At 61.7% G+C, this 24,948-nt stretch carries 21 protein-coding genes and 1 tRNA gene; 10 read left to right on the top strand and 12 right to left on the bottom strand.

The window, feature by feature from the left end; genetic code table 11:
* Positions 1-24: 24 nt before the first annotated feature.
* Positions 25-114 (bottom strand) — tRNA-Ser (locus AKL28_RS01630).
* A 300-nt stretch (positions 115-414) separates the two neighbouring features.
* Between AKL28_RS01630 and AKL28_RS01625 the strand changes: the two genes are divergently transcribed.
* On the top strand, positions 415-2,295 hold the full coding sequence (locus AKL28_RS01625; RefSeq protein WP_050466326.1) for a GGDEF domain-containing protein: 1,881 nt from the start codon (positions 415-417) through the stop codon (positions 2,293-2,295).
* A 121-nt stretch (positions 2,296-2,416) separates the two neighbouring features.
* Here the strand turns inward: AKL28_RS01625 and serS are convergent, their stop codons facing one another.
* Positions 2,417-3,718: a serine--tRNA ligase gene (gene serS / locus AKL28_RS01620; protein WP_050466325.1), complete on the bottom strand. Its 1,302-nt coding sequence runs from the start codon at positions 3,716-3,718 to the stop codon at positions 2,417-2,419.
* Positions 3,719-3,916: 198 nt separating this feature from the next.
* Here serS and AKL28_RS01615 point away from each other — a divergent pair, with 198 nt between their 5' ends.
* Positions 3,917-4,531 (top strand): hypothetical protein, encoded by a 615-nt coding sequence (locus AKL28_RS01615; protein ID WP_050466324.1) that lies wholly within the window; start codon positions 3,917-3,919, stop codon positions 4,529-4,531.
* Between the two features lie 5 nt (positions 4,532-4,536).
* Here the strand turns inward: AKL28_RS01615 and AKL28_RS01610 are convergent, their stop codons facing one another.
* Positions 4,537-5,502: a GlxA family transcriptional regulator gene (locus tag AKL28_RS01610; RefSeq protein WP_050466323.1), complete on the bottom strand. Its 966-nt coding sequence runs from the start codon at positions 5,500-5,502 to the stop codon at positions 4,537-4,539.
* A 135-nt stretch (positions 5,503-5,637) separates the two neighbouring features.
* On the opposite strand from AKL28_RS01610, the gene AKL28_RS01605 reads away from it, so the two are divergent.
* A complete protein-coding gene (locus AKL28_RS01605) occupies positions 5,638-6,279 on the top strand; it encodes an HD domain-containing protein (RefSeq protein WP_050466322.1) in 642 nt (213 codons plus the stop codon).
* Positions 6,280-6,398: 119 nt separating this feature from the next.
* Entirely contained in the window at positions 6,399-6,794 is a 396-nt protein-coding gene (locus AKL28_RS01600) for a VOC family protein (protein ID WP_197091035.1), read from the top strand.
* 15 nt (positions 6,795-6,809) lie between these two features.
* Here AKL28_RS01600 and AKL28_RS01595 read toward each other — a convergent pair whose 3' ends face one another.
* Positions 6,810-8,114: a replication-associated recombination protein A gene (locus tag AKL28_RS01595; RefSeq protein WP_050466320.1), complete on the bottom strand. Its 1,305-nt coding sequence runs from the start codon at positions 8,112-8,114 to the stop codon at positions 6,810-6,812.
* A 237-nt stretch (positions 8,115-8,351) separates the two neighbouring features.
* Between AKL28_RS01595 and AKL28_RS01590 the strand changes: the two genes are divergently transcribed.
* Together AKL28_RS01590 and fdxA are read left to right on the top strand one after the other, a co-directional pair.
* Complete coding sequence (locus AKL28_RS01590; RefSeq protein ID WP_050466319.1) at positions 8,352-8,696, top strand: GFA family protein; 345 nt, start codon at positions 8,352-8,354, stop codon at positions 8,694-8,696.
* 116 nt (positions 8,697-8,812) lie between these two features.
* Positions 8,813-9,154: a ferredoxin FdxA gene (gene fdxA / locus AKL28_RS01585; protein ID WP_050466318.1), complete on the top strand. Its 342-nt coding sequence runs from the start codon at positions 8,813-8,815 to the stop codon at positions 9,152-9,154.
* Between the two features lie 81 nt (positions 9,155-9,235).
* Here fdxA and lolA read toward each other — a convergent pair whose 3' ends face one another.
* The gene (gene lolA, locus AKL28_RS01580; RefSeq protein ID WP_050466317.1) at positions 9,236-9,970 is read right to left on the bottom strand and encodes an outer membrane lipoprotein chaperone LolA; all 735 of its coding nucleotides are present in this window, start codon (positions 9,968-9,970) and stop codon (positions 9,236-9,238) included.
* 64 nt (positions 9,971-10,034) lie between these two features.
* Positions 10,035-12,365: a DNA translocase FtsK gene (locus AKL28_RS01575; RefSeq protein ID WP_050466316.1), complete on the bottom strand. Its 2,331-nt coding sequence runs from the start codon at positions 12,363-12,365 to the stop codon at positions 10,035-10,037.
* A gap of 413 nt (positions 12,366-12,778) precedes the next feature.
* Between AKL28_RS01575 and trxB the strand changes: the two genes are divergently transcribed.
* The 3 genes from trxB to AKL28_RS01560 all read left to right on the top strand — a co-directional run bounded on the left by trxB (position 12,779) and on the right by AKL28_RS01560 (position 14,868).
* Entirely contained in the window at positions 12,779-13,732 is a 954-nt protein-coding gene (gene trxB, locus AKL28_RS01570; protein ID WP_050466315.1) for a thioredoxin-disulfide reductase, read from the top strand.
* A gap of 118 nt (positions 13,733-13,850) precedes the next feature.
* The gene (locus tag AKL28_RS01565) at positions 13,851-14,159 is read left to right on the top strand and encodes an I78 family peptidase inhibitor (RefSeq protein WP_050466314.1); all 309 of its coding nucleotides are present in this window, start codon (positions 13,851-13,853) and stop codon (positions 14,157-14,159) included.
* A 55-nt stretch (positions 14,160-14,214) separates the two neighbouring features.
* Complete coding sequence (locus AKL28_RS01560) at positions 14,215-14,868, top strand: Smr/MutS family protein (protein WP_050466313.1); 654 nt, start codon at positions 14,215-14,217, stop codon at positions 14,866-14,868.
* A 41-nt stretch (positions 14,869-14,909) separates the two neighbouring features.
* Here the strand turns inward: AKL28_RS01560 and AKL28_RS01555 are convergent, their stop codons facing one another.
* A complete protein-coding gene (locus AKL28_RS01555) occupies positions 14,910-16,172 on the bottom strand; it encodes a PA0069 family radical SAM protein (RefSeq protein WP_050466312.1) in 1,263 nt (420 codons plus the stop codon).
* Between the two features lie 220 nt (positions 16,173-16,392).
* Here AKL28_RS01555 and AKL28_RS01550 point away from each other — a divergent pair, with 220 nt between their 5' ends.
* Positions 16,393-18,402, top strand: coding sequence for a sigma-54-dependent Fis family transcriptional regulator (locus tag AKL28_RS01550; protein ID WP_050466311.1), 2,010 nt, complete (start codon positions 16,393-16,395; stop codon positions 18,400-18,402).
* 5 nt (positions 18,403-18,407) lie between these two features.
* On the opposite strand, the gene AKL28_RS01545 is transcribed toward AKL28_RS01550, so the two are convergent.
* The 5 genes from AKL28_RS01545 to AKL28_RS01525 form a co-directional block, all read right to left on the bottom strand.
* Positions 18,408-18,782 (bottom strand): DUF779 domain-containing protein, encoded by a 375-nt coding sequence (locus AKL28_RS01545; protein ID WP_050466310.1) that lies wholly within the window; start codon positions 18,780-18,782, stop codon positions 18,408-18,410.
* 93 nt (positions 18,783-18,875) lie between these two features.
* Entirely contained in the window at positions 18,876-20,396 is a 1,521-nt protein-coding gene (gene adh, locus AKL28_RS01540; RefSeq protein ID WP_050466309.1) for an aldehyde dehydrogenase, read from the bottom strand.
* Positions 20,397-20,678: 282 nt separating this feature from the next.
* Positions 20,679-21,899 (bottom strand): ABC transporter substrate-binding protein, encoded by a 1,221-nt coding sequence (locus tag AKL28_RS01535; RefSeq protein WP_197091034.1) that lies wholly within the window; start codon positions 21,897-21,899, stop codon positions 20,679-20,681.
* Between the two features lie 96 nt (positions 21,900-21,995).
* Positions 21,996-22,334, bottom strand: a complete 339-nt coding sequence (locus AKL28_RS01530) for a P-II family nitrogen regulator (protein WP_050466307.1) — start codon at positions 22,332-22,334, stop codon at positions 21,996-21,998.
* A gap of 263 nt (positions 22,335-22,597) precedes the next feature.
* The gene (locus tag AKL28_RS01525) at positions 22,598-24,655 is read right to left on the bottom strand and encodes an NAD(+) synthase (RefSeq protein WP_050466306.1); all 2,058 of its coding nucleotides are present in this window, start codon (positions 24,653-24,655) and stop codon (positions 22,598-22,600) included.
* Positions 24,656-24,948: the final 293 nt, after the last annotated feature.

Below are 24,948 nucleotides of genomic sequence, written 5' to 3'. Positions count from 1 at the left end.
CAGCGCGGAAACCCGCGTAAATACTGGCGGAGAGGGTGGGATTCGAACCCACGGTACGGGAAACCGTACGCCTGATTTCGAGTCAGGTACATTCGACCACTCTGCCACCTCTCCGGTTAACTTCGGTCGCTTTACTGCGTGAAGCAGCAAAGCTCGCAACTATAGCAGAAGTTTTTTAATAAAGGAATATCCCTCTCGAAATTATTCCCTCCAACTTATTGCTGCGTCACCATTTTTTACCGGCCCGATCCCAGCATGCAGGACTGGCGCTGCCTCAAACGCAAAGCGCCGTTTTTTTCATGCAAAAAGGTTCACCTTGCGCCCCCATATCATCGTCTTGTCATAAATCACTTCTAGCATCCATCCGTAAATTATTTTCCGCTCCTAGAACAATTTCATATCGGGAACAGCCAAATGGCGCCTCTTTCCAATGCCCCTTTTCCGCTCGACGCCGAAGCTGCCGAGCTGATCGCCCGCGCCGCCGGTGGGTTGCCGCCAAATGCTGACGACCAGATGCTGTCGCTGCTGCACGAAATCATCGCCCAGCGCAAACTGACGGCGCTGTTCCAGCCCATCGTCCGCATGCGCAATGGCGAGATTCTCGGTTATGAAGGCCTGATCCGCGGACCGTCCAACACCCCTCTGCACTCCCCGCTGGCCCTGTTCAAGGTAGCGCGTACGCACAACCTCTCGGTACAGATGGAATACCTGTGCCGGCACATCGTCCTGACCCGCTTCGCGCAATCCGGCCTGCCCGGCAACCTGTTCCTCAACGTCACCCCCGGGGCACTGATGCAGCCGGAGGCAATCCAGGGCGAGACTCTGCGTTATCTCGAGAATCTGGGCGTCAATCCGCAGCGCATCATCATCGAGCTGACCGAAAACGAACCGACCTATGACTACGCCCTGCTGCGCAATGCCGTCATGCATTACCGCGACATGGGCTTCCAGATCGCCATTGACGACCTCGGCGAAGGCTTCTCCAGCCTGCGCCTGTGGTCCGAGCTGCAGCCCGAGTACGTCAAAATCGACATGCACTTCGTGCAGGGCATCAACAACGACCCGATGAAGCTGCAGTTCGTACGCTCGATCCAGGAGATCGCCGAGAAATCCGGCTCCATCGTCATCGCCGAAGGCATCGAATCGCAGGCTGAACTGCTGACCATCCGCGACCTCGGCATCGCCTGCGGCCAGGGCTACCACATTGCCCGGCCGATGGCCGAACCGCCGGTGTCGATCCCGGAAGATGTCACCAAGCCCCTGCGCCGCGACAAGGTGCCGCTGGCCGCCAACAAATACGGCCCCGGCAAACGCAGCGCCACCGTCTTCAAGCTGCTGCGCGAAACCCAGTACGTCACACCGGAAATCACCAACGACCACGTCTACGACATGTTCGTCAACGATCCGCAGTTGCAGGCGCTGCCGGTGGTCAGCAACGGACTGCCGATCGGGCTGATCAACCGCTACAGCATGGTCGAGCGCTTCGCCCGCCTGTATGGACGCGAGCTTTACGGCAAGAAGTCCTGCGCCTTTTTCATGGATCCCAACCCGATCCTGACCGAGCAGGACACCAGCCTGCAAGACCTCTCCAACCTGCTGGTGCAGGCCGAGTCGCATCACCTGTCCAACGGCTTCATCATCACCGACCGCGGCCAGTATGTGGGATTGGGAACCGGGCATGACCTGCTGCGCGAAATCACCCAGATGCAGATCGACGCCGCGCGCCATGCCAACCCGCTGACCCAGCTGCCGGGCAACGTGCCGATCAACGACCACATCGAATACCTGCTGCAAAGCGGGGTCGAGTTCTGCATCTGCTATTGCGACCTGGACCACTTCAAGCCCTTCAACGATGTCTACGGCTATCGCAAGGGCGACGACATGATTCAGCTCACCGGCCGGATCCTGCAGCAAGGCTGCGACCCGCACCATGACTTCATCGGCCATATCGGCGGCGACGATTTCCTGATCATGTTCCAGAGCGAGGATTGGGAAAGGCGCTGCCGCAACATGCTGGACAATTTCACCGCCCAATCCAGCGCCTTCTATTACGATGAAGACCGCGAGCGCGGCGGCTATTTCAGCGAAGACCGCCAGGGCAACCGCGTGCAACACCCGCTGGTGAGCATTTCCCTAGGAGCGGTGAAGATCGAACCTGCCCAGTACTCTTCCCCGCACCAGATTGCCTCGGCAGCGACCCGAGCCAAGAAACAGGCCAAGAAGACACAAGGCAACAGCCTGTTCATCGAGCGCCGTATCCCGGTGGCATTCTCCTGGGCACTCAATGACAGCTGACAGCTACGCTGCCCGCAAAAACGTTTTCACCGGCGCCGCGCCTGCCATCGCGCTAGCCCCAAAATAAAAACGGCCGACCCATTACAGGTCGGCCGTTCTCCATCGGGTCTTGCCGTGCGGGTCAGGCGCCCGGCGCCAGCCTGGCGATGCCGCCCATGTAAGGCTGCAGCGCCTCAGGAATGTCCACACTACCGTCGGCCTGCTGGTAATTCTCCAGCACCGCCACCAGGGTACGGCCAACAGCCAGGCCGGAACCGTTCAAGGTGTGCAGCAGCTCCGGCTTGCCTTGGGCGTTGCGGAAGCGAGCCTGCATACGGCGCGCCTGGAAGGCTTCGCAGTTCGACACCGACGAGATTTCCCGATAGGTATTCTGCGCCGGCAGCCAGACTTCGATGTCATAGGTCTTGGCCGCGCCAAAGCCCATGTCGCCGGTGCACAGCGTGATCACGCGGTACGGCAGGCCGAGCTTCTTCAGGATGGCCTCGGCATGGCCCAGCATCTCTTCCAGCGCCTCGTAGGACTTCTCCGGATGCACGATCTGCACCATTTCCACCTTGTCGAACTGGTGCTGGCGGATCATGCCGCGGGTGTCGCGGCCGTAGGAGCCGGCCTCGGAACGGAAGCACGGCGAATGTGCCGTGTACTTCAGCGGCAGCGCGTCGCCGGCGACGATCTCATCGCGCACGAGGTTGGTCAGCGGCACTTCGGCGGTCGGGATCAGGTACAACGCGGCGTTTTCCGCCTCGCCCTCCTGGCCGCCCTTCTTGACGGCGAACAGGTCGGCCTCGAACTTGGGCAACTGGCCGGTACCGCGCAGCGAATCGGCGTTGACGATGTAAGGCGTATAGCACTCGGTATAGCCATGCTCGCCGGTGTGGGTGTTCAGCATGAACTGCGCCAGCGCGCGATGCAGGCGTGCGATGCCGCCCTTCATCACCGAGAAGCGCGAGCCGGTCAGCTTGGCGGCGGTATCGAAATCCAGGCCCAGCGGCGCGCCGACATCGACGTGATCCTTCACCTCGAAATCGAAGGCACGCGGCGTTCCAACCTTGCGCACTTCCACGTTGCCGGATTCATCATTGCCCACCGGCACCGATTCGTGCGGCAGGTTGGGCACCGTCTGCAGGAAGGCATTCATCTGCTGCTGCACCTCTTCCAGGCGCGCCGCCGAGGCCTTCAGCTCATCGCCGATGCCGTTGACTTCCGCCATCACCGCCGAGGCGTCCTCGCCCTTGCCCTTGAGCATGCCGATCTGCTTGGACAGGCTGTTGCGCTTGCCCTGCAATTCTTCGGTGCGGGTCTGGATCTGCTTGCGCTCGGCTTCGAGCGCATTGAAACCGGCGACGTCGAGGACGAACTTGCGCGCTGCCAGCCGGGCGGCCACATTGTCGATGTCTTTACGGAGAAGTTGGATGTCGATCATGGGAACAAATAGCAAATAAGGGTTGGTGCTCAAAAAGGAGATTGTACCAAGCCGGGCGGCTTTACCGGGGCTTGCCTGGGTGTTTCCGATAATAAATACGTATCATCCGCATATCTCCACACCCCCGCGGCATGGCACGCAACGGCCAGGACGGGTTACCATTCGGCCCATTTCCAGCCACTCTTGCCAATTCCGATCATGTCCGATACCGACGACGCCCCGAAAACTCCCCTGCCGCTTTCCATCCTTGGCCTGGCAGCGGCCTTCGGCCTGGCCCTGTGGGCCGGCATCCACTACATGACGCATGACGCCAGCCTGTTCTACGGCTTGCTGGCCGGCCTGTCGTTCGGCGCCGCCTTCGCGTTCGGCCAGCAGATCAAGAACCGTATCGTGCCGTCGAAAAAACGCAAGACCGACTGGAAAGTGCACGCGCCAGGAGCGGCCGAACTCAGCCCGGCCAAACTGGCTGCGCAACAGGCGCGCAAGATCAGCGTGGAATTCGACGACGAGGAAATCCGCACCATGGCCAATGGCCTCAAGCGAGAAGGCGTGGCCTGGAGCGCTGTCAACCGGGTCGACATCGTCATCAGCGACGAATTCCTGCCGCTGCCGCAATGGATGATCGGCGGCGACGGCGCCGAAGGCGCCAAGGGCATCATTGTTCCCAATGACGCTGAGGGACTGGACGCCCTGATGGAGGCAATGAAGGCGCGCCTGCCGGGCTACGATAATGACGCCACCTACCAAACCATCATTTCCGCAATGGCGGCCATGGAAGGCCATTTCCCGGTTTGGAGTCGGAAACCGGCCTGACAACATCAGGCCTGCCCGCCCCCGTGGTGCCGCAGGTAGACGGCCGGCGACACACCCACATGCTTGACGAAGGCGCGGCGCAAGGTATCGACGTTGGCGAAGCCGCATTGCGCCGCCACCTGCTTGGGCGTCGCCGCACCGGCCTCCAGCAATGCGCGCGCAGCACTGATGCGCGTCATCTCCACCCAGGCTGCGGGCGTAATCCCGACTTCCGCATGGAACAGGCGTGCGAAATGCCGTGGGCTCAAGCCGGCATGCCCGGCCAGTGCCTCCACCGACAGCGGCAGCCCCGGATTGGCCGCCACCCAGCGCTGCACCTCTTGCAACACTGAACGCCCGACGGGGCCGGCCTGCCCTTTGCGGCTGAACTGCAACTGCCCGCCAGGGCGCTTGAAGAACATCACCAGTTGCGCCGCCACGCCGGCTGCCGCCTCGCGGCCGAGATCCTCCTCCACCATCGACAGGGCCAGGTCGAGACCGGCAGTCACTCCTGCGGAAGTGCGCACTTTGCCATCCCTCACATGCAGGGCATCCTCTTCCACGGTGACGCGGGGATAGGCATGGCGCAAATCGCCGGCGGCATTCCAGTGGGTCGTCACACGTTTGCCATCCAGCAAGCCTGCCGAGGCCAGGACAAAGGCACCGGTGCAGACTGAACCGTAGCGCTTCGCTCCCTTGGCCGTATCCCGAATCCATTGGAGCGCGGAGGTGCTTAACACCGTGCGCGAGGCGTGCGGCGTCCCGGCGACAAGCAAGGTATCCAGCCGTGGCAGCGGTTCTCCCACGATCAGGTCCGGCAGGAGCCGTGCACCGGAAGAGCACCGGATGGGGCCGGGTTCGTATCCCACCACGCGCAGCGCATACAGTTCGCGCCCGGCGTCGGCATTGGCCTGCGCGAACACGTCGAGCGGTCCTGAAACGTCGAGCATCTGGACGCCGGGCAAGGCAAGAATGGCAATGGTTTTGATCATCGGGGGCGGCTTTGCGGCTGGGTGTCTTGATGTCGCGCGATTTGGCAGCATTTAACATATCACGCCAATTGAAGACATTTTAGTGCAATGGGAAGATTTGTCGAACCCTTGTTCAACCTTCAAAAGGACTCAGCCATGAACCCGACCATCGACGGCATCCAGATCCCCGACAGCCAGCTTGCCCGCGACATCACAGAACTGGTGCGCGACACGGCCTCGCCGCTGCTGTTCCACCATTCCAGCCGCGTCTACTACTTCGGCGCGCTCGCGGGCCTGCAGCGCGGCTTGAAATTCGACCGCGAGCTGCTGTACTGCGGCTGCATGTTCCACGACATGGGCCTGACGCATCAGCACAGCAGCGACTGCTGCCGCTTCGAGGTGGATGGCGCGAACGCGGCGCGGGACTTCCTGAAAAGCCGCGGTATTTCGCAGCAGGATATCGACCTGGTCTGGACCGCCATCGCACTGCACACCACGCCGGGCATTCCCGAATACATGGATCCGGTCATTGCGCTGGTGACGGCGGGAGTGGAGATGGACGTGCTGGGCCTGACCTATGGCCAATACAGCGACGCGCAGCAGGAAGCCGTGGTGGCGGCGCATCCGCGCGGGCCGCAATTCAAGGAAGAGATCATCCAGGCCTTCTACGACGGCATCAGGCGCAAACCCCAGACCACCTTCGGCAACGTCAAGGCCGATGTGATCGCCGACAAGGAGCCTGCGTTCAGGCCCGGCAACTTCTGCAGCGTGATTCGCAATTCGCGCTGGCCGGGCTGAGGCAACTGCCATCTCCAGCATGGCGCCGGAATCGGATGGAGTCGGTAGCGGACTGGCATGTACAAGGCAATCAGGATTAGCATTAGCCTTCATTGAACACGAAATGGAACCGATCCACGATGACTCCCCTACCTTTTCTGATGTTCCAGGGTGGCGTTGCCCAGGCGGCAATGGAACTGTACGTTGCCACCTTCCCCGGCTCCCGCATCGTGCGCGCCGAGCGTTATGCCGAAGGCGAACACGGGCCGGCCGGCACCATCAAGGTGGCGACCTTCAGCCTCTGCGGCCGCGAATTCATGTGCTCCGACAGTCCGGTGGAACACCATTTCACGTTCACGCCATCGAGTTCGACTTTTGTGGAATGCGACTCCGAGGAAGAGCTGGAGCGTGTGTTTGCCGTTCTCGCGGACGGCGGGAAAGTCCATATGCCGCTGGACGACTATGGCTTTAGCCGGCGGTTCGGCTGGGTCGATGATAAGTTTGGAGTGTCCTGGCAATTGAATCTTGCGGCTTGATGAAACCGGGAAACGCTATTCCCCGGCTTCCTCGTCCCACTTCTTCAGCAAGGCCAGCTTCTCACCGATCTTGATTTCCAAGCCTCTGGGCACCGGCTGATACCAACCGGGTTCTTCTATGCCCTCAGGAAGATAGGTTTCGCCGGCGGCATAGGCATTAGGTTCATCATGGGCATATCGGTATTCATGCCCGTAGCCGAGTTCCTTCATCAGCTTTGTCGGCGCATTGCGCAAATGCACCGGGACTTCACGGCTCTTGTCCTGCTTCACGAAGGCCCTGGCCTGGTTGTAGGCGTTGTAACCGGCGTTGCTCTTGGCGGCGACGGCCAGATAGATCACTGCCTGGCCGAGCGCCAGTTCCCCTTCAGGGCTTCCCAGCCGTTCATAGGTCAAGGCGGCATCGTTGGCTATCTGCATGGCCCTTGGGTCCGCCAAGCCAATGTCTTCCCAAGCCATGCGCACAATGCGCCGCGCCAGGTACCGGGGATCGGCGCCACCATCCAGCATGCGCGTCAGCCAATAGAGGGCGGCGTCTGGATGTGATCCGCGAACCGACTTGTGAAGGGCTGAAATCTGGTCGTAGAAATTATCTCCGCCCTTATCAAAACGCCTTGAATTCAAGGTCAGGGCATTCTGGATGAAGTCGCTATCAATCTTCTGCACACCGGCAGCGCCCGCAGCCGTTTTGCATTGTTCCAGCAGGTTCAGGAACCTTCTTGCATCGCCATCCGCATAGCCAATGATTGTTTCTATCGCCAGGTCTTCAAATTGAAGATCGCCAAGAACGCCTTCTTCCTGGACCCGCTTCAGGAGCAGCTTCAATTCTTCGTCTGCCAGCGACTTCAGCACATAAACCTGGGCCCGGGACAGCAACGCCGAATTCACTTCAAAGGATGGGTTTTCGGTGGTGGCGCCAATAAATGTGACCAGGCCGCTTTCCGCATAAGGCAGCAGCGCGTCTTGCTGGGATTTGTTGAACCTGTGAATTTCGTCGACGAACAAGATGGTGTGCTTGCCCATGGACAGGTTCTGCTGCGCCTGCTCCATCGCGGCGCGGATGTCCTTGACGCCGGAGAACACCGCGGACAGGGCAATGAACTCGCACTTGAAGGCGGTGGCCGTGAGCCGTGCCAGCGTGGTCTTGCCAACGCCCGGCGGCCCCCAGAAAATCATGGAATGCGGCTTGCCCGACTGGAAAGCCAGCCTCAAAGGCTTGCCCTCGCCCAGCAAGTGCGACTGCCCGATGACCTCATCCAGGGTCTTCGGACGCAGGGCCTCGGCCAGTGGTGCGGCGGGTTCGTGTGCGAACAGGTCAGACATGGCCGGCTCCCATCGAAGCCGCATGCCGCTGGCCGATCGCGTCGTAGAAGGATTGCGGCCGCATGCGCCCGGCCAGGGGTATCAAGTTCATCTCGGAATCAATCGGTGCCGGCGGCAGACGGGCCTGCCGCCAAAGGCAGTAGTCTAACGCAGAGCAGGACTTGCACGGGATGCGGCATGCACTACACTGTCGCTGCTGTCCGTTTCTACTATTACCGGCAAGATGAGGAGAGGACCATGATATATCAAGGCAGTTGCCACTGCGGCGACATCAGCTTCACTGCAGAAGGCGAGATCGGGCAAGTGATGGAATGCAACTGCAGCTACTGCAGCCGCAAAGGCCATTTGATGTGGTTCGTCGACCGCGACAAGCTCAACTGTACGATCAAGGGAAGCCTGTCCACTTACCGCTTCAACAAGCACGTCATCGACCACCAGTTCTGCGCACGCTGCGGCATCGGCGTATTCGGCATGGGCACCAGCCCCCAAGGCAAGCCGATGGCTGCGATCAATGCCCGTTGCCTGGAAGGCATTGACCTCGACACGCTCAAACGCATCCACTACGACGGTCGCAACGCCTGAGAGTGTGCATAACCGTCACGAAACGGTCACGGCAGGCAAACGCGGCAGCGGTTAAAATACCCGCTTGCCGCGCGGCCTGTCCGCGCAAGTCGCCACCCTGCCCGCTTCAGAATCCCATGCCATTTGTCGTCACCGATTCCTGCATTCAGTGCAAGTACACCGATTGCGTCAGCGTCTGTCCCATGGACTGCTTCGTTGAAGGACCGAACTTCCTCGCCATCGATCCCGATGGCTGCATCGACTGCTCGATGTGCGTACCGGAATGCCCGGTCGGTGCGATCTATAACGCCACCGACCTGCCGGCGGCACTGGCGCATTTCGAAGACCTCAATGCCAAGCTGGCCAAGCATCCCGGCTGGAAGCCCATCACCAAGGTGCAGGCGCCGATGGCCGATCATGCGCAGTGGAAGGACGTCCAGGACAAGCTGCCGATGCTGAAAATGACCGACGGCGAATAACCCCCCGCCATGAACAAGAAAGCCCCGCAAGTTCGCACTTGCGGGGCTTTTTTCATGGGGCCGCAACAGCCTGGCTGTTGCTCAGTTGCTGAATACGTCTGCGCCTTTGGGAATGGTGAAGGTGAAGCTGTTGACCTTCAGCGGCGGATTCTTTTCGAAGCTGTCGAAACTCAGCACCGAGATCTGCCCAAAGGAATCATGCAACTCCATCGCTACCGGCATGCCGTTCTTGAAGCCGATGCCGATACGGTCGAAAGTGGTGTCGCGGCTCTTGGGTACCGCCTCCAGCCATTCCATGCCGTCCTTGGCGCCCGCCTCCTTCAAGGTGAAATTCTTTTCCAGGTCATTGCTGCCGAACAGGATCGCCGCCGGCGAAGAGCCCAGCGCATTCCCCAGCTTCTTGGTGGTGACCTGGTTCAGGTCCTTGTCGTAGATGAACAGCTTTTCGCCATCGGCCTGGATCACCTGTTCATAGGGCTTCTGGTAGGTCCAGATGAATTTCCCCGGACGCGAAAACACGAAGGTGCCGCTGGAAGTGTTCACCACCTTGGCGTTGCCGTTGTCGTTCCTGACCAGGCGCTGGGTGAAATCGCCCTTGGCGGACTGAGTGCTGGCGACAAATTGCTTGAACTGCTCCAGCGCGGCCGCCGAGGCGCGGCCCGGCGTCAGTGCGGTGAAAACGATAGCGCCGGCCACTGCCAGCGCCGACAGCGAAACTGCCGCGAGGATGCGGCGCAGGTTGATGGCACGCGCCCGGGATTGCACCTGGCCGCGGCGTTCGATTCCTTCAAACAGGGGATGCCTGGGATTGTTCATGTTGTTTCCGTTCTTACAGTTGTGCAACAAGGTAAAGGCAGCATCTCGCAGCCTTCCCTCCTGCTTAATCGGCATCGTTGCCCGCTGGCACCAGGATCTCGCGGTTGCCGTTCGACTGCATGGTCGACACCACCCCGCTCTGCTCCATCTGCTCCAGCAGGCGCGCGGCACGGTTGTAGCCGATGCGCAGGTGGCGCTGCACCAGCGAGATCGAGGCACGGCGGTTCTTCAGCACCACGGCGACGGCCTGGTCGTACAGCTCGTCGCTCTCGCCGCCACCGGCGCCTGCACCAGCGCCGCTGCCACCTTCGGCATCTTCCAGCACGCCGCCCTCTAGGATGCCTTCGATGTAATTCGGTTCCCCCTGGGACTTGAGGTGTTCCACCACGCGATGGACTTCATCGTCGGAGACGAACGCGCCGTGCACGCGCACCGGCAAGCCGGTGCCGGGCGGCATGTACAGCATGTCGCCCATGCCGAGCAGGGTCTCCGCGCCCATCTGGTCGAGGATGGTGCGCGAGTCGATCTTGGACGATACCTGGAAGGCGATGCGGGTCGGCACGTTGGCCTTGATCAGGCCGGTGATCACGTCCACCGACGGACGCTGCGTGGCGAGGATCAGGTGGATGCCGGCCGCACGCGCCTTCTGCGCGATGCGGGCGATCAGCTCTTCCACCTTCTTGCCCACCACCATCATCAGGTCGGCCAGTTCATCGATGATGATGACGATGGTTTCCAACTGCTCCAGCGGCTCCGGTGCGTCCGGGGTCAGGCTGAACGGGTTGGGAATCTTCTCGCCGCGCTTGTCGGCGTCGATGATCTTCTGGTTGTAGCCGGCCAGGTTGCGCACGCCCAGCTTGGACATTTTCTTGTAGCGGCGCTCCATTTCCTCTACTGCCCAGTTCAGCGCGTGGCCGGCCTGGCGCATGTCGGTCACCACCGGCGCCAGCAAGTGCGGAATGCCTTCGTAGATCGACAGTTCCAGCATCTTGGGGTCGATCAGGATCAGGCGCACCTGCTTGGGCGTGGACTTGTACAACAGCGACAGGATGGTGGCGTTGATGCCCACCGACTTGCCCGAGCCGGTGGTACCGGCCACCAGCAAGTGAGGCATCTTGGCCAGGTCGGCCACCACCGGGTTGCCGGCGATGTCCTTGCCCAGCGCCACGGTCAGGCTGGAATGGCTGTCGTTGTAGACCTTGGAACCGAGGATTTCCGTCAGGCGCACGATCTGGCGCTTGGGGTTGGGCAGTTCCAGGCCCATGAAATTCTTGCCCTGGATGACTTCCACCACACGGATCGAGGTCAGCGACAGCGAACGTGCCAGGTCGCGCCCCAGGTTGACGATCTGGCTGCCCTTGACGCCGGTAGCCGGCTCGATCTCGTAACGGGTGATCACGGGGCCGGGGTAAGCAGCGACCACCTTGACCTCGACGCCGAAGTCGGACAGCTTCTTCTCGATCAGGCGGCTGGTGAATTCCAGCGTCTCGACCGACACCGTCTGCTGTGCCGGCGGCGCCTCATCCAGCAGCGACAATGGCGGCAGGTCGGTATTGCTGTCGTCGAACAGGCTGGTCTGCTTTTCCTTTTGCACGCGGTCGGATTTCTGCACCTCGACGATCTGCGGCTCGATGCGGATGGGCGGCGCCTCGACGATCTTGGCGCGCTCCTGCACCACCACTTCCTCGCGCTTGACGGCGGCTTCCTGGCCCGCCTTGCGGTCGGCGCGCGCGGCGAAGAAATTGCGCACCCACAGCAGGCCATCCTCGATGGCGCCGCCGATGCGTTCCACCGCGGCCAGCCACGAAACATGGAAGAACAGGGAAAAGCCCAGCCCGAACAGCAACAGCAGCAGCAAGGTAGCGCCGGTGAAACCGAAGGTCGGCTGTACCGCCGTACCGATCATTTCCCCCAGCACGCCGCCAGGAGAATGCGGCAGCTTGGGCGCCAGGCGATGCATGCGGGTGAATTCGATACCGAGGCTGCCGGTCATCATGAAGACAAAACCGACGGCGCGGATCAGGGGCTCCTGCCGGTGTTCAGGCTCGACTTCCTTTTCCAGCAGGAAGCGGTTGGACAGGCGGCGGTAGCCATTCCAGACCGAGCGCGCCAGGAGCACGCACCACCACCAGGCCGACATGCCGAAGATGTACAGCATCAGGTCCGCCATCCAGGCGCCCACGCGGCCGCCCCAGTTGGCCGCGCGCGGCACCGAGCTGGCCACCGACCAGCCCGGATCGGTCTTGGAGTAAGTCAGAAGGATCAAGGCCAGATAGACCAGCAGCGCGGTAAGCGCCAGCCAGCGCGCTTCGGAAATCAGCCGCACCAGGCGGTTGGGCATCGGCGGGGCCGGCGCTTTGGTGTTGCGGATATGGGCTTGACTCGTCTTCGACATAACTTCCGTGCAAAAAAAGCGTAGCCGTCATTGTAACGGCATTGGATTGGCGTCATGCGCTTTTAGAACCTGTTCAGAATCCCACCGGGGCCGTGCAAATGGCCCCGGTGGGATTCTGAACAGGTTCTTAGGGCTCACGCACAGGACACCCGGCGCGGCGGCATTATCGTTTCTACAAGTTCCCGCGCGACAAACGGCAAGTATGGCCGGATCCGCGCGGCCTATCGGATGAATAGCGTAATTCCATCAGCTGGACAGGGGCCTTCGTCTATAATCTTACCCGTTTTGCAGTGCAGTATTGACGAGTCTCGCGCTCGCGCGTTCGCACCGCCGCCCTGCGGCCCTGAATTGAAATCCCGGGATTCGTCTCAAGCTAGGTTGAGCGATCCCATTAAACAGACAAAGAGTATCTTATGAGCACGCCCAAACATGCCAAGGTTCTGATCCTCGGTTCCGGCCCCGCCGGCTACAGCGCCGCCGTGTACGCCGCACGCGCCAACCTCAATCCGGTGATGATCACCGGGGTCGAGCAAGGCGGCCAGCTGATGACCACCACCGATGTCGAAAACTGGCCGGGCGACCCACTGGGCGTACAGGGTCCGGAACTGATGCAGCGCCTGCTGCAGCACGCCGAACGTTTCAACACGGAAATCATCTTTGACCACATCCATACGACCAAGCTGTCCGAACGTCCGTTCCGCCTTATCGGCGATTCGGGCGAGTACACCTGCGACTCGCTCATCATTGCCACCGGCGCCTCGGCGCAATACCTGGGCTTGCCGTCCGAACAGGCGTTCATGGGCAAAGGCGTTTCCGCCTGCGCCACCTGCGACGGTTTCTTCTATCGCGGACGTGAAGTGGCGGTGGTCGGCGGCGGCAATACCGCGGTCGAGGAAGCGCTGTACCTGTCCAACATCGCCAGCAAGGTCACCATCATTCACCGCCGCGACAAGTTCCGCGCCGAGCCGATCCTGATCGACCGCCTGCTGCACAAGGTCACCGAGGGCAAGATCGCCATCCAGTGGCACCACACGCTGGATGAGGTTGTCGGCGACGACAGCGGTGTAACCGGCATCAAGATCAAGTCGACCCAAGGCGGCGCGGTCACCGATATCCCGGTGCACGGCCTGTTCATCGCCATCGGCCACAAGCCCAACACCAGCATCTTCGAAGGCCAGCTGGAAATGCATAACGGCTACCTCAAGACCCGCACCGGCACCGAAGGCTTTGCCACCGCCACCAGCGTCGAAGGCGTGTTCGCTGCCGGCGACGTGCAAGACCACGTCTACCGCCAGGCCATCACCAGCGCCGGCACCGGATGCATGGCGGCGCTCGATGCCCAGCGTTATCTCGAAGGCCTGGAATAAACTTTTCGCTATCGTGTGAACTAGCGGCGCGGCTGCTCATCCAAAAGCCGGTGGAAGACAAGTGCTTCCATCGGCTTTGTTCTTAGAGCTCATCAGATCAGAATAGAAAGGCAAAACCGTGGCATTTCCCCGCGCCGCCCTGCTTTCCCCGCTTGCCCTGATCGCCTTGCTGGCTGCCTGCAGCGCATCTCAGGAACCCCAACCGCGCGACACCAGCGGCAGCGCCGATTGCGATGCCGCCAAGGTCGATTATCTGATCGGCCAGAATGTCAGCGGCTATATCGAACGCAAGGCCATGCAGGAATCCGGCGCATCCGATGTCCGCACCCTGCGCCCTGACGACGCCGCCACCATGGACTTCAACCCCAAGCGCCTCAACATCTACACCGACCCCGACAAGGTCATCATCAAGCTGGCCTGCGGCTGAACCGCGGCCAGCGTTCTGATAAAGTAGCCACTGGGAAGTTTGACCGGGCTGCATCATGGCAACAATCAAGGATTTTTCCGCACTCAAGGGGCTGCGCAAGCAATTGCAGGCCGAAGAACAGGCGCGCGCCGAAGCGCAAGCCGAACGCTTGCGCAACGAGGCAAAACTCAGGGAAGAAACCGATATCTTCCGCAACAGCATCGGACAGGTGGCGCCGTTGCGCACCAAGGCGGCCGACAAAGCGCACCATCTGCCGGAGCTGCCGCCGCCCATTCCACGCCAGCATATCGCCGATGAACAGGCCGCGCTGCTGGAATCGCTGTCCGACGAATTCACCGTCGACACCCTGATGGACAGCGATGAAAACCTCAGTTTCGCCCGCCCCGGTATCGGCTCCGACGTACTCAGCAAACTGCGGCGCGGCAACTGGGTGATCCAGGCCCAGCTCGACTTGCATGGCTACCGGCGCGACCAGGCGCGCGAGGCCTTGGGCGAATTCCTGCGCCAATCCCGCAGGCGCGGCCTGCGCTGCGTGCGCGTGATCCACGGCAAGGGACTGGGCTCGGTCAACAAGGAACCGGTGTTGAAGCACAAGGTCCGCAACTGGCTGGCGCAAAAGGATGAAGTCATGGCCTTCTGCCAGGCGCGCGCGGCCGACGGCGGCGCCGGTGCGCTGGTGGTGTTGCTCAAGTCCAGTGAACGCGCCTGAGAACCTGCTCCAGGTCTCGCTGGACGCTCGCCCACAGCTCCTCAAAACAAATCCATCTGTCCCGAATCGCTGCGCATCGGCTGCCGAGCCGCCGGCGCCACCAGCGGCCGCCGGAACTGGCTGGCATCGAGCGTGGCAAAGGCACGGTTACGGTGCGTCATGCCCAGCCGCTGGCTGGCTTTCTCGAAACGCTGCTGCAGCAGGTCGGCCCATGTTCCGGCGCCACGCATGCGGGTGGCGAAATCGGCGTCATAGTCCTTGCCGCCGCGCATGTCCTTGATGCGGTTCATCACGCGCGCGGCGCGATCCGGGAAGTGCGCCTGCAGCCACTGCCGGAACAACGGGCTCACCTCCCACGGCAGGCGCAGCACGATGTAGCCGGCCTGCCCTGCGCCGGCTTCAATGGCGGCTTCCATCACACGCTCAAGATCCGGCTCGGTGATGAACGGAATCACCGGTGCAATCGAAACGCTGACCGGGATACCCGCCTCGGCCAGCGTCCTGATCACCCGCAGGCGCCGCATGGGGCTGGCTGCCCGCGGTTCAAGCGTGCGCGCGATGGCCGGATCCAGCGTGGTGATGGTGACGGCGGCGATAGCCTGGCGCTTGGCCGCCATTGCGGCCAGCAAGTCGATGTCGCGCTCGATCAGCGAAGACTTGGTGATCAGCGCCACCGGATTGCCGCAGTCATGCAGCACCTGCAGCACGCGCCGCGTCAGTTTCAGTTCGCGTTCGATCGGCTGGTAGGCATCGGTATTGATGCCTACCGTGATGGTGTCAGGCACATAGGACGGCCGCGCCAGCTCGCGCAGCAGCAGCTCGGGTGCATTGGTCTTGGCAAACAGGCGGCTTTCGAAGTCCAGTCCCGGCGACAGGCCGAGATAGCTGTGCGACGGCCGCGCGAAGCAATAGATGCAGCCGTGTTCGCAGCCGCGATAGGGGTTGAGCGACAGGTTGAACGGCAAATCGGGCGAGCTGTTGCGGCTGATGATGGACTTCGCCGTTTCTTCAGTGACGATGGTTTTCAGGGGTGCAGGTTCGTCCGCATCTTCCGGGCTAACCTCCTGCCCCCGCTCGCGCAGATTGTCCAACGCGATCGCTTGCCAGCCGTCATCGAACGCTTCCCGGCTGACCGATTCGTAGCGTCCACGCAGATTGGTCACGGCGCCACGCCCCTTGCGCGCAACCTGGCTGGGATGGATGTAAGACTCGGGCGTCAACGTCGGATCGTCGTCGGCAAGCGGCCGGGGCTGCTCAGGGAACGGCGCAGCGATTCCTTCTGGAAACTTGGGAAATTTAGGCATGATAGAGACACAAATACTGTACATATATACAGCATTCTGCACCCTGCCATCCCGGCCTGCAAACCCTGTTTCAATTTTCCCTTGCCAGCCCGCCAATATCGCCGAGACAAGGGCGAGGCCAAGCGCGAATTAATCGGTTATGCTTGGTCCACCTCGCTTCCCAATCCATAAGAAATAGAACAATGGGGGATCAGGACCTCAGGTCCCAAAGGAGACAACGATGCAACACCAGGCAAACCGGCCGGATGCCGGTACGTCCCTGCTGAGCAATGCCCCTGTGCTGCAGCCTGCGGCCGACAGCCAATTGCTCGACCTGCAAATCATCGAGCGTTCGCACCAGCGCAGCTCTTCCTACGGCATCACCCGCCAGCAGCGGCCCGACCTGGATACGCTCTCGCGTCCCGACCTGGCGCTGACGCTGGAGTCCAACCATGCGCTGTTCGGCCATGCGCAGCCGGTGATGGAAACGCTCTACGACCAGATCCGCAATACCCACAGCATGGTGATCCTCTCGGACGCCAGCGGCACCATCCTCCATACGCTGGGCGACAGCGACTTCCTGGCCAAGGCCGACCGCGTGGCGCTGGGCGCCGGCGGACGCTGGTCGGAACAGTTGCGCGGCACCAATGCCATCGGCACCGCCCTGTTCGAACAGAAGCCGACCACCGTGCATGCGCAGGAGCATTACCTCAATGCCAACCGCTTCCTGACCTGCTCGGCCGCCCCCATCTTCGACCACCAGGGCAAGGTGCTGGGCGTACTGGATGTCTCCGGCGAATGCGGCAGCTTCCACAAGCACACCATGGCGCTGGTGCGCATGTCGGCGCAGATGATCGAAAACCACCTGCTGGCCGGCAGCTTCCCCGATTGCATCACCCTGCACTTCCACAGCCGGCCGGAATTTGTCGGCACCCTGGTCGAAGGCATCGCCAGCTTCACGCCGGGCGGACGCTTCCTGGCGGCCAACCGCAGCGCGCTGTTCCAGCTCGGGCTGCCGCTGGGAGCATTGCAGTCGCACACCTTCAGTTCGCTGTTCGGCGTGCCGGTGTCGATGCTTTCCGACCATTACCGCAAGGCCATGCCGGGGTTGATGGAGCTTTATCTGCACAGCGGCATCCAGATCCATGCGCGTGCCGAGATGCGGCTGCAGGACCAGCATTTCCAGAGCACGCGCGATGCGGTCGCCGAACCGGCCTTGCCCGCAGCATCCCAGACGCCGCTTCCTCGCCGGATCACATCCGCCACGCCGGCACCGGACTTGCAGGCGCTCGATACCGGCGACGCGCAGATGCGCACCGTCATCGACAAGCTGCGCAAGGTGATCGGCCGCGACATCCCCATCCTCATTACCGGCCAGACCGGCACCGGCAAGGAATGGCTGGCCCAGGCCATCCACAAGGAGACGCTGCGCCGGCAACCTGTGCATGGCGCGCATGCCGGCATCGCGCCCTTCGTTGCGGTCAACTGTTCGGCCATTCCCGAGCACCTGATCGAGGCTGAGCTGTTCGGCTACGACGACGGCGCCTTCACCGGCGCGCGGCGCAAAGGGGCCGTGGGCAAGATCGCACAAGCGCATGGCGGCACACTGTTCCTCGATGAGATCGGCGACATGCCGCTGGCGCTGCAGGCTTGCCTGCTGCGCGTGTTGCAGGAGCGTGCGGTGATGCCCCTGGGCAGCCACCGCCTGATTCCGGTGGAGTTCGCGCTGGTCTGCGCCACCAATCGCCCCTTGCGCGAAATGGCGGCCAGCCATGCCTTCCGCGAAGACCTGTACTACCGCATCAACGGCTTGCAGGTGCGGCTGCCGGCATTGCATGAGCGCAGCGATCTGGCGCAGCTGATCCGGCACATCCTTGAACGTGAATCCGGAGGACAAGCCCCGCAGTTGGCTGCCGAAGTTCAGCATCTGCTGCTGTCCCATCGGTGGCCGGGCAACTTGCGCCAACTGAGCAACCTGATTCGTACCGCATTGGCCATGGCCGGCAGCGAAGAATGCATCACGCTGCAGCACTTGCCCGACGATTTCCTCGACGAGGCCGGCGCCCTTCCCGCCCCGGCCATTTCAATGCCGGCGCCAGTTGCATCGGCCTCATTGTCATTGCAAGACAACGAATGGTCCGCCATCGAGCGTGCACTGCAAACACATGCCGGCAACGTCAGCGCCGCGGCCAAATCGCTGGGCATCTCGCGCAACACCATCTACCGGCGCATCAAGGCCCGAAGCGGTTGAACCGTTCAGCGGCTGGCCAATTGCGGCAAGGCGTCGTACTCCTCGTCGGTAAATAGCCGCGAGCGGGTCAGGAAGCGCTTGCCGCTGCCGTTCTCCAGCGAGAACATGCCGCCGTTGCCGTTGACTACGTCGATGATCAGTTGGGTATGCTTCCAATATTCGTACTGGTCGGCGCCGATGTAGAACGGCACGCCGTCGAGTTCGCCCAGATGCACGTCGGTATCGCCCAGCGTGAACTCGCCGGCGGGGTAGCACATCGGCGCGCTGCCGTCGCAGCAGCCGCCGGACTGGAAGAAAATCAGCGCGCCGTGGCGCTGCTTCAAGTTACGCAGCAACCCGATCGCCGCCTCGGTCGCGGTTACGCGTTCCGGTGCCTGCATTCGTATCTCCATGTTCCTGTCTCCACCATGAAAAACGGCGCCGGCCGCAGCGCATTGCCACGACCCGGCACCGTCGTCCGCATGCCGCCCGGCTCAGAAGAAGCCCAACGCCTTCGGACTGTAGCTCACCAGCAGGTTCTTGGTTTGCTGGTAATGGTCGAGCATCATCTTGTGGTTCTCGCGACCGATGCCGGACTGCTTGTAGCCGCCGAACGCTGCGTGCGCCGGATACAGGTGGTAGCAGTTGGTCCACACGCGGCCGGCCTGGATCTCGCGCCCCATGCGGAAAGCGCGGGTGCCGTCGCGCGTCCACAAGCCGGCGCCAAGGCCATAGAGCGTATCGTTGGCGATCGCCAGCGCCTCCTCTTCGTCCTTGAAGGTCGTCACCGACACCACCGGGCCGAAGATTTCTTCCTGGAAGATGCGCATCTTGTTATTGCCCTGGAACACGGTGGGCTTGACGTAATAGCCGGCCCCCAGGTCGCCGCCCAGCTCTTCGCGCCCGCCGCCGGCCAGCACCTTGGCGCCTTCCTGCTTGCCGATGTCGATGTAGGACAGGATTTTCTCCAATTGCTCTTGCGAAGCCTGCGCGCCGATCATGGTGCTTTTGTCGAGCGGATTGCCCTGCTTGATGGCAGCTACGCGCTTCAGGGCCCGTTCGATGAAACGGTCATAGATCGACTCCTGCACCAGCACGCGCGAGGGGCAGGTGCAGACTTCACCCTGGTTCAGCGCGAACATGGCGAAGCCTTCCAGCGCCTTGTCGAAAAAGTCATCGTCCTTGTCCAGCACGTCGGCAAAGAAGATATTGGGCGACTTGCCACCCAGCTCCAGCGTCACCGGAATCAGGTTCTGCGAGGCGTATTGCATGATCAGGCGGCCGGTCGTGGTTTCGCCGGTGAAGGCGATCTTGGCGATGCGCTTGTTGGAGGCCAGCGGCTTGCCGGCTTCCAGGCCGAAGCCTTGCACCACGTTGAGCACACCCGGAGGGATCAGGTCCTGTATCAGTTCCAGCAGCACCATGATCGAGGCCGGCGTCTGTTCGGCCGGCTTCAATACCACGCAGTTGCCCGCCGCCAGCGCCGGCGCCAGTTTCCATACCGCCATCAGGATCGGGAAGTTCCACGGGATGATCTGCCCGACCACGCCCAGCGGCTCATGGAAGTGGTAGGCGTAAGTGTCGTTGTCGATGGTCGAAATGCCGCCTTCCTGGGCGCGAATGGCGCCGGCGAAGTAGCGGAAGTGGTCGATCGCCAGCGGAATGTCGGCGGCCATGGTTTCACGGATGGGCTTGCCGTTGTCGATCGTCTCGGCAGTGGCCAGCAGCTCCAGGTTGGCCTCCATGCGGTCGGCGATTTTCAGCAGCATGTTAGCGCGCTCGGTGGGCGAAGTCTTGCCCCAGGCCTTCTTGGCCGCATGTGCGGCATCCAGCGCCAGTTCGATGTCTTCCGCGCTGGAGCGCGCCACTTCACAGAAGGCGCGGCCAATCACGGGGCTGATGTTCTCGAAGTACTCGCCCTTGACCGGCGGTACGAATTTGCCGCCGATGAAATTGTCGTAGCGTTGCTTGAACGGGTCGCGTACGCCGAGCTTGCTGATGTCTGCCAGATTCATGTCGTCTCCATGGGTTGTAGGAATGAAAGCCCGGATGGGATCGCTTGCCGCGTATGTTCAGGGATAACCGGGCAAGTGTCCCAACCTGGGGTTCAATCAGACATGGGGCAAACCGCATGCCAGCACGATGGGGCTGCACTCACATCGCGCTGCCGCCGGCAAAGCCCCTTGGCATCGGGGTTGCGCCATGCCGGCACATGGCACGATATGCGCCGACTGTTGCAGCCTTGTACCGGTCTTGTGTCAATCTGGAACATGCGCCTGCAACACCCTTGATGGCATTCAATTGATGAAAGCGGCGTCGCCGGCCATCACGGTGGTATCGACATAGTCCGATCCGTCATGGCGGGTGGAAGAGAAGTTGAGCGGAAAGCCGCGATGGTCGAAGTTGTGTTCATTGATGCTCTCCAGCGCATCGATGAGCTTCTCGCGCGTCGGGTTGCGGCCGGTACGGCGCAAGGCTTCGACGAAGACGCGCGCAGCAATGAAGCCTTCCATGCTGCTGAAGGAAAACTCGGTCACGCCGCTGCTTTGCATCAGCTTTCGGTAGTCGGACACCAGGGGAATGGATACATGCCAGGGCGAAGGCACGATTTGCGTGATGATCACACCGCGCGACAGCGGCCCCAGCTTATCGGCCAATGCCCGTTGCCCAATGACGGATGCGCCGAAGAAGCGGCCTTTGTAGCCCGCCTCATGCATGCCGCGCACCACTGCCGAGTTGATCGAGGGATCGCCGTTGGCCAACAGCACGGCGTCAGGATGCAACGCCATCATGCGCCGTATCAGGGCGGGGAAATTTCCTTTGACGTCGCCCTCGATCAGGGACAGGGAAATCGAGCGCGTCTCGGGCTGCCCTTCCAGTGCGGAGAGCAACTGCCTGCCAAAATTATTGTTCTGATAAACCAGCGCCACGCTCTTGACGCCAAAGCGGCCGAACCGTTTCAACAGGTAGCGGTACTCGTGGCCGTAGCCCACGCGCATTGTAAAAACATAGCGCTTGAAGTTGCCGTACAGTGAAGGAGCGCCGGTACAGGGGAACAGGAAAGGCACGCGCGCTTTGGTGATCGCAGGCAAGGAGGCTTCGATGCCAGGCCAGCCGGCATAGCCGAACAACGCAAACACCCGCTCCACATTGATCAGTTGTTCGGTATTGGCCAGCGCGGCATCGACATGGTAACCGTCATCGCGGGTCAGCAATTCTATCTTGCGGTCGTATATGCCGCCTTGCGCATTGATCTCGGAAAAATAGGCCTTGGCGCCAGCCGCGCATTGCAGGGCCTGCGAAGACAACGGCCCGGTAACACCGATGGATTGTCCAATGACGATACGATTCTGGTAGACGCCCGGCTCGGCCTGCGCCGGCCAACATGCCGATGCCGCAAGCCAGAGCAATATGGCGCGCAACCCGCGCCCCATCGTCATGTTGCACCCGGCTCCCGGCAGGACAAACCGCACCGCGGCGATGGCAACGCCGACAACATGAATAACCGCACCTGGCATGACGCCTCCCATGGCAAGAATCGCTGCACCTGCAGCCAGCCGTCATGCTGGAATAGGATGGGAGGCAAGAAAAAACCGGCCAGCGGCCGGTTTTGGTCAGACGGCGTCAGCGCCGGTTTCACCGGTCCGGATTCGGATCACCTGCTCGACTTCCTGCACGAAAATCTTGCCGTCTCCGATCTTGCCGGTGCGGGCGGCCTTGATGATGGCATCCACTGCCGGCTCGACCACGCCGTCGTCAACCACCACTTCGATCTTCACCTTGGGGAGGAAGTCCACTACGTACTCGGCACCACGGTAAAGCTCGGTATGGCCCTTCTGGCGGCCGAAACCCTTGACTTCGGTGACCGTCAACCCCGTGACTCCCACCTCGGCCAGCGACTCCCGAACCTCGTCCAGCTTGAACGGTTTGATAATAGCGGTCACTTGTTTCATGATAACTCCCTCTCTTGACATGTCCAAAAAAATCGATTGTTAACTAAAAAACTATAAGTAGATGGTTAACTTTTATCGGCACTTACCTACACGGCATGCACACTCTGCTCAATTGGCCGATGTCCACCGTATTCATCCTGCCGGCAACCGTCGGCCGCCAGCGTCCATTTGTATTGTCAATCAGGAGCATCCCGCTTTCAACCTCCAGTGGCAGGAAGCCGCTTAAAAAAGCGCTCGCCACCTCGATTTGCGGCAACCGGCTGTCAGGAGTTTCCGTCCGGAATCAGTTCCAGGCCGTCCATCCAGACCGTTGCTTCAGAATCGCTGGGAGCGCGCCAGTCGCCGCGCGGCGAGAGCGAACCGCCGCTGCCGACCTTGGGCGCATTAGGGACGCAAGAGCGCTTGAACTGGCTGGTCTTGAAGAAACGGAACAGGAAGATGCCCAGGTTCTTCTTGATCTGCGCCAGCGTGTATTCGTTGTGCGCGCCGTGCAGTCCGTCAGGCCAATGCCCCGCCTCGCGGTCCTTCCAGGCCGTATGCGCCAGGAAGGCCACCTTCGCCGGAGTAAAGCCGTAGCGCAGGATGTAGTACAGGTTGAAGTCCTGCAGTTCATAAGGGCCGATGAAATCCTGGGTACGCTGGCCGGGCTCGCCGGCCGAGGCGCCGGGGACCAGTTCCGGGCTGATCTCGGTTTCCAGGATATGCATCAGCACTTCCGGATGCTTCAGCGCCAGCGAGGCGGATTCCGCCACCCAGCGCACCAGGTGGGTGATGAGGGTCTTCGGCACGCTGGCATTGACGTTGTAGTGCGACATGTGGTCGCCCACGCCATAGGTGCACCAGCCCAGCGCCAGCTCGGACAGGTCGCCGGTGCCGATCACGATGGCACCGTTGTGGTTGGCCAGGCGGAACAAGTGGTTGGTGCGCTCTCCCGCCTGCACGTTTTCGAAGGTGATGTCGTACACCGCCTCGCCGCGTGAATACGGGTGGTCCAGATCCTTGAGCATCTGTTCGCAGCTGGGGCGGATATCGATTTCCTGCGCCGTGCAGCCGACCTGCTCCATCAGCTTGTGCGCCTGGACCAGCGTACGGCTGCTGGTGGCGAAACCGGGCATGGTATAGGCCAGGATATTGGTGCGCGGCAGGCCCAGCTTGTCCATCGCCTTGGCGCACACCAGCAGCGCATGGGTGGAGTCGAGCCCGCCGGAGACGCCGATCACCACCTTGCTGATATTGCTGGAAGACAGCCGCTGCACCAGCGCCTGCACCTGGATGCTGTAGACCTCGCGGCAGCGCTCGTCGCGCTGGGCATTGTTGGCCGGCACATAAGGGAAGCGCGCCACTTGGCGCTTGAGCGGCAGGGATTTCTGCTGCGGCACGTCAACCTCGAAGCCAACCACCTCGAACTTGCGCACCTCATCGGCATGGCGGCGCACCGACTGGCCGAAGGTGGTCTGGTGGAAGCGCTCACGCGACAGGCGTTCCAGGTCGATATCGGCATAGATCACGTGGGCCTGCTCGGAAAACCGCTCGGACTCGGCCTGCAGTTCGCCGTTTTCATAGATCAGCGCCTGGCCGTCCCAGGCCAGGTCGGTGGTCGATTCGCCGTTGCCGGCCGAGGAGTACAGGTAAGCCGCCATGCAGCGCGCCGATTGCTGCGAGACCAACTGGTGGCGGTAGCCGGACTTGCCAACGACGATGTTCGACGCGGACAGGTTCACCAGTACCGTCGCCCCTGCCAATGCTGCAAAGGACGATGGCGGAATCGGCACCCATACGTCTTCGCAGATTTCGATATGGAAGCGGAAATCGGGGATATTGCGAATGTCGAACAACAACTGGCTGCCGAATGCGACGTCCTGGCCCAGCAGATGCACGCGACGGGTAATGGCGCAGTCGGCGCTGCTGAACTGGCGCGCTTCGTAGAATTCGCTGTAGTTGGGCAGGTAGCTCTTGGGCACCACACCCTGGATGCGGCCAGCGGCCACCACCACGGCGCAGTTGTACAACTGGTGGTCCACCTTCAGCGGCAAGCCGACGACCAGCACGGCCGGCACGCGCAGCGAGGCGTCCAGCACCGATTGCAAGGCCTGCAGCGAGGCATCCAGCAAGGCGCGCTGCTGGAACAGGTCTTCGCAGCTGTAGGCCGACAGCCCAAGCTCCGGGAACGAGACCAGCACCGCCCCTTCGGCGGCGGCTTGTTCGGCCAGTTCGATGGTGCGTGCGGCGTTGTAACCGGGATCGGCTACCTTGCACTGGGGCACCGCCACCGCGACGCGGGCGAAACCGTGGCTGTACAGATTGAAGAATTCGCTTTGCATGTCGTACTTTCCGCTACCTGATTGCATCCGATTGCCGCGCTTGCGACGCGTTTTTTTCATTTTGCGTAGAATGCCTGTTCGGTGTCTTGCCACGGCAAGCCGCACATGGCAACCGAAGGAACAGACCCTAGGGCCTGTTAACATTTAATTTGCGAGATGCGTTGCTCCCAGAAGGCGGGGTGGCAAGGCGCGCGGTGAGGCTGGTGGTGGGGCCACCAGCCTCACCGTGCAACGCGGCCAGCGCGCCTTCTGGGAGCAACCCTCCGGGAGCGGCCAGCAAGCGTTGTCTGCCT

The organism is Herbaspirillum chlorophenolicum (assembly GCF_001189955.1).
Taxonomy (GTDB): domain Bacteria; phylum Pseudomonadota; class Gammaproteobacteria; order Burkholderiales; family Burkholderiaceae_D; genus Herbaspirillum; species Herbaspirillum chlorophenolicum.
This window is presented reverse-complemented; position numbering and strand designations above follow the sequence as displayed.

Bases quoted from the DNA above. Each gene is read 5' to 3' on its own strand.
- AKL28_RS01560 (WP_050466313.1), top strand. From the start codon at position 14,215: ATGGCAACAATCAAGGATTTTTCCGCACTCAAGGGGCTGCGCAAGCAA.
- AKL28_RS01555 (WP_050466312.1), bottom strand. From the start codon at position 16,172: ATGCCTAAATTTCCCAAGTTTCCAGAAGGAATCGCTGCGCCGTTCCCT.
- AKL28_RS01530 (WP_050466307.1), bottom strand. From the start codon at position 22,334: ATGAAACAAGTGACCGCTATTATCAAACCGTTCAAGCTGGACGAGGTT.
- AKL28_RS01535 (WP_197091034.1), bottom strand. From the start codon at position 21,899: ATGCCAGGTGCGGTTATTCATGTTGTCGGCGTTGCCATCGCCGCGGTG.
- AKL28_RS01600 (WP_197091035.1), top strand. From the start codon at position 6,399: ATGACTCCCCTACCTTTTCTGATGTTCCAGGGTGGCGTTGCCCAGGCG.
- adh (WP_050466309.1), bottom strand. From the start codon at position 20,396: ATGAATCTGGCAGACATCAGCAAGCTCGGCGTACGCGACCCGTTCAAG.
- lolA (WP_050466317.1), bottom strand. From the start codon at position 9,970: ATGAACAATCCCAGGCATCCCCTGTTTGAAGGAATCGAACGCCGCGGC.
- AKL28_RS01525 (WP_050466306.1), bottom strand. From the start codon at position 24,655: ATGCAAAGCGAATTCTTCAATCTGTACAGCCACGGTTTCGCCCGCGTC.
- AKL28_RS01595 (WP_050466320.1), bottom strand. From the start codon at position 8,114: ATGTCTGACCTGTTCGCACACGAACCCGCCGCACCACTGGCCGAGGCC.
- AKL28_RS01625 (WP_050466326.1), top strand. From the start codon at position 415: ATGGCGCCTCTTTCCAATGCCCCTTTTCCGCTCGACGCCGAAGCTGCC.
- AKL28_RS01575 (WP_050466316.1), bottom strand. From the start codon at position 12,365: ATGTCGAAGACGAGTCAAGCCCATATCCGCAACACCAAAGCGCCGGCC.
- AKL28_RS01610 (WP_050466323.1), bottom strand. From the start codon at position 5,502: ATGATCAAAACCATTGCCATTCTTGCCTTGCCCGGCGTCCAGATGCTC.
- AKL28_RS01545 (WP_050466310.1), bottom strand. From the start codon at position 18,782: ATGCAGGCACCGGAACGCGTAACCGCGACCGAGGCGGCGATCGGGTTG.
- AKL28_RS01590 (WP_050466319.1), top strand. From the start codon at position 8,352: ATGATATATCAAGGCAGTTGCCACTGCGGCGACATCAGCTTCACTGCA.
- fdxA (WP_050466318.1), top strand. From the start codon at position 8,813: ATGCCATTTGTCGTCACCGATTCCTGCATTCAGTGCAAGTACACCGAT.
- trxB (WP_050466315.1), top strand. From the start codon at position 12,779: ATGAGCACGCCCAAACATGCCAAGGTTCTGATCCTCGGTTCCGGCCCC.
- AKL28_RS01605 (WP_050466322.1), top strand. From the start codon at position 5,638: ATGAACCCGACCATCGACGGCATCCAGATCCCCGACAGCCAGCTTGCC.
- AKL28_RS01550 (WP_050466311.1), top strand. From the start codon at position 16,393: ATGCAACACCAGGCAAACCGGCCGGATGCCGGTACGTCCCTGCTGAGC.
- AKL28_RS01615 (WP_050466324.1), top strand. From the start codon at position 3,917: ATGTCCGATACCGACGACGCCCCGAAAACTCCCCTGCCGCTTTCCATC.
- serS (WP_050466325.1), bottom strand. From the start codon at position 3,718: ATGATCGACATCCAACTTCTCCGTAAAGACATCGACAATGTGGCCGCC.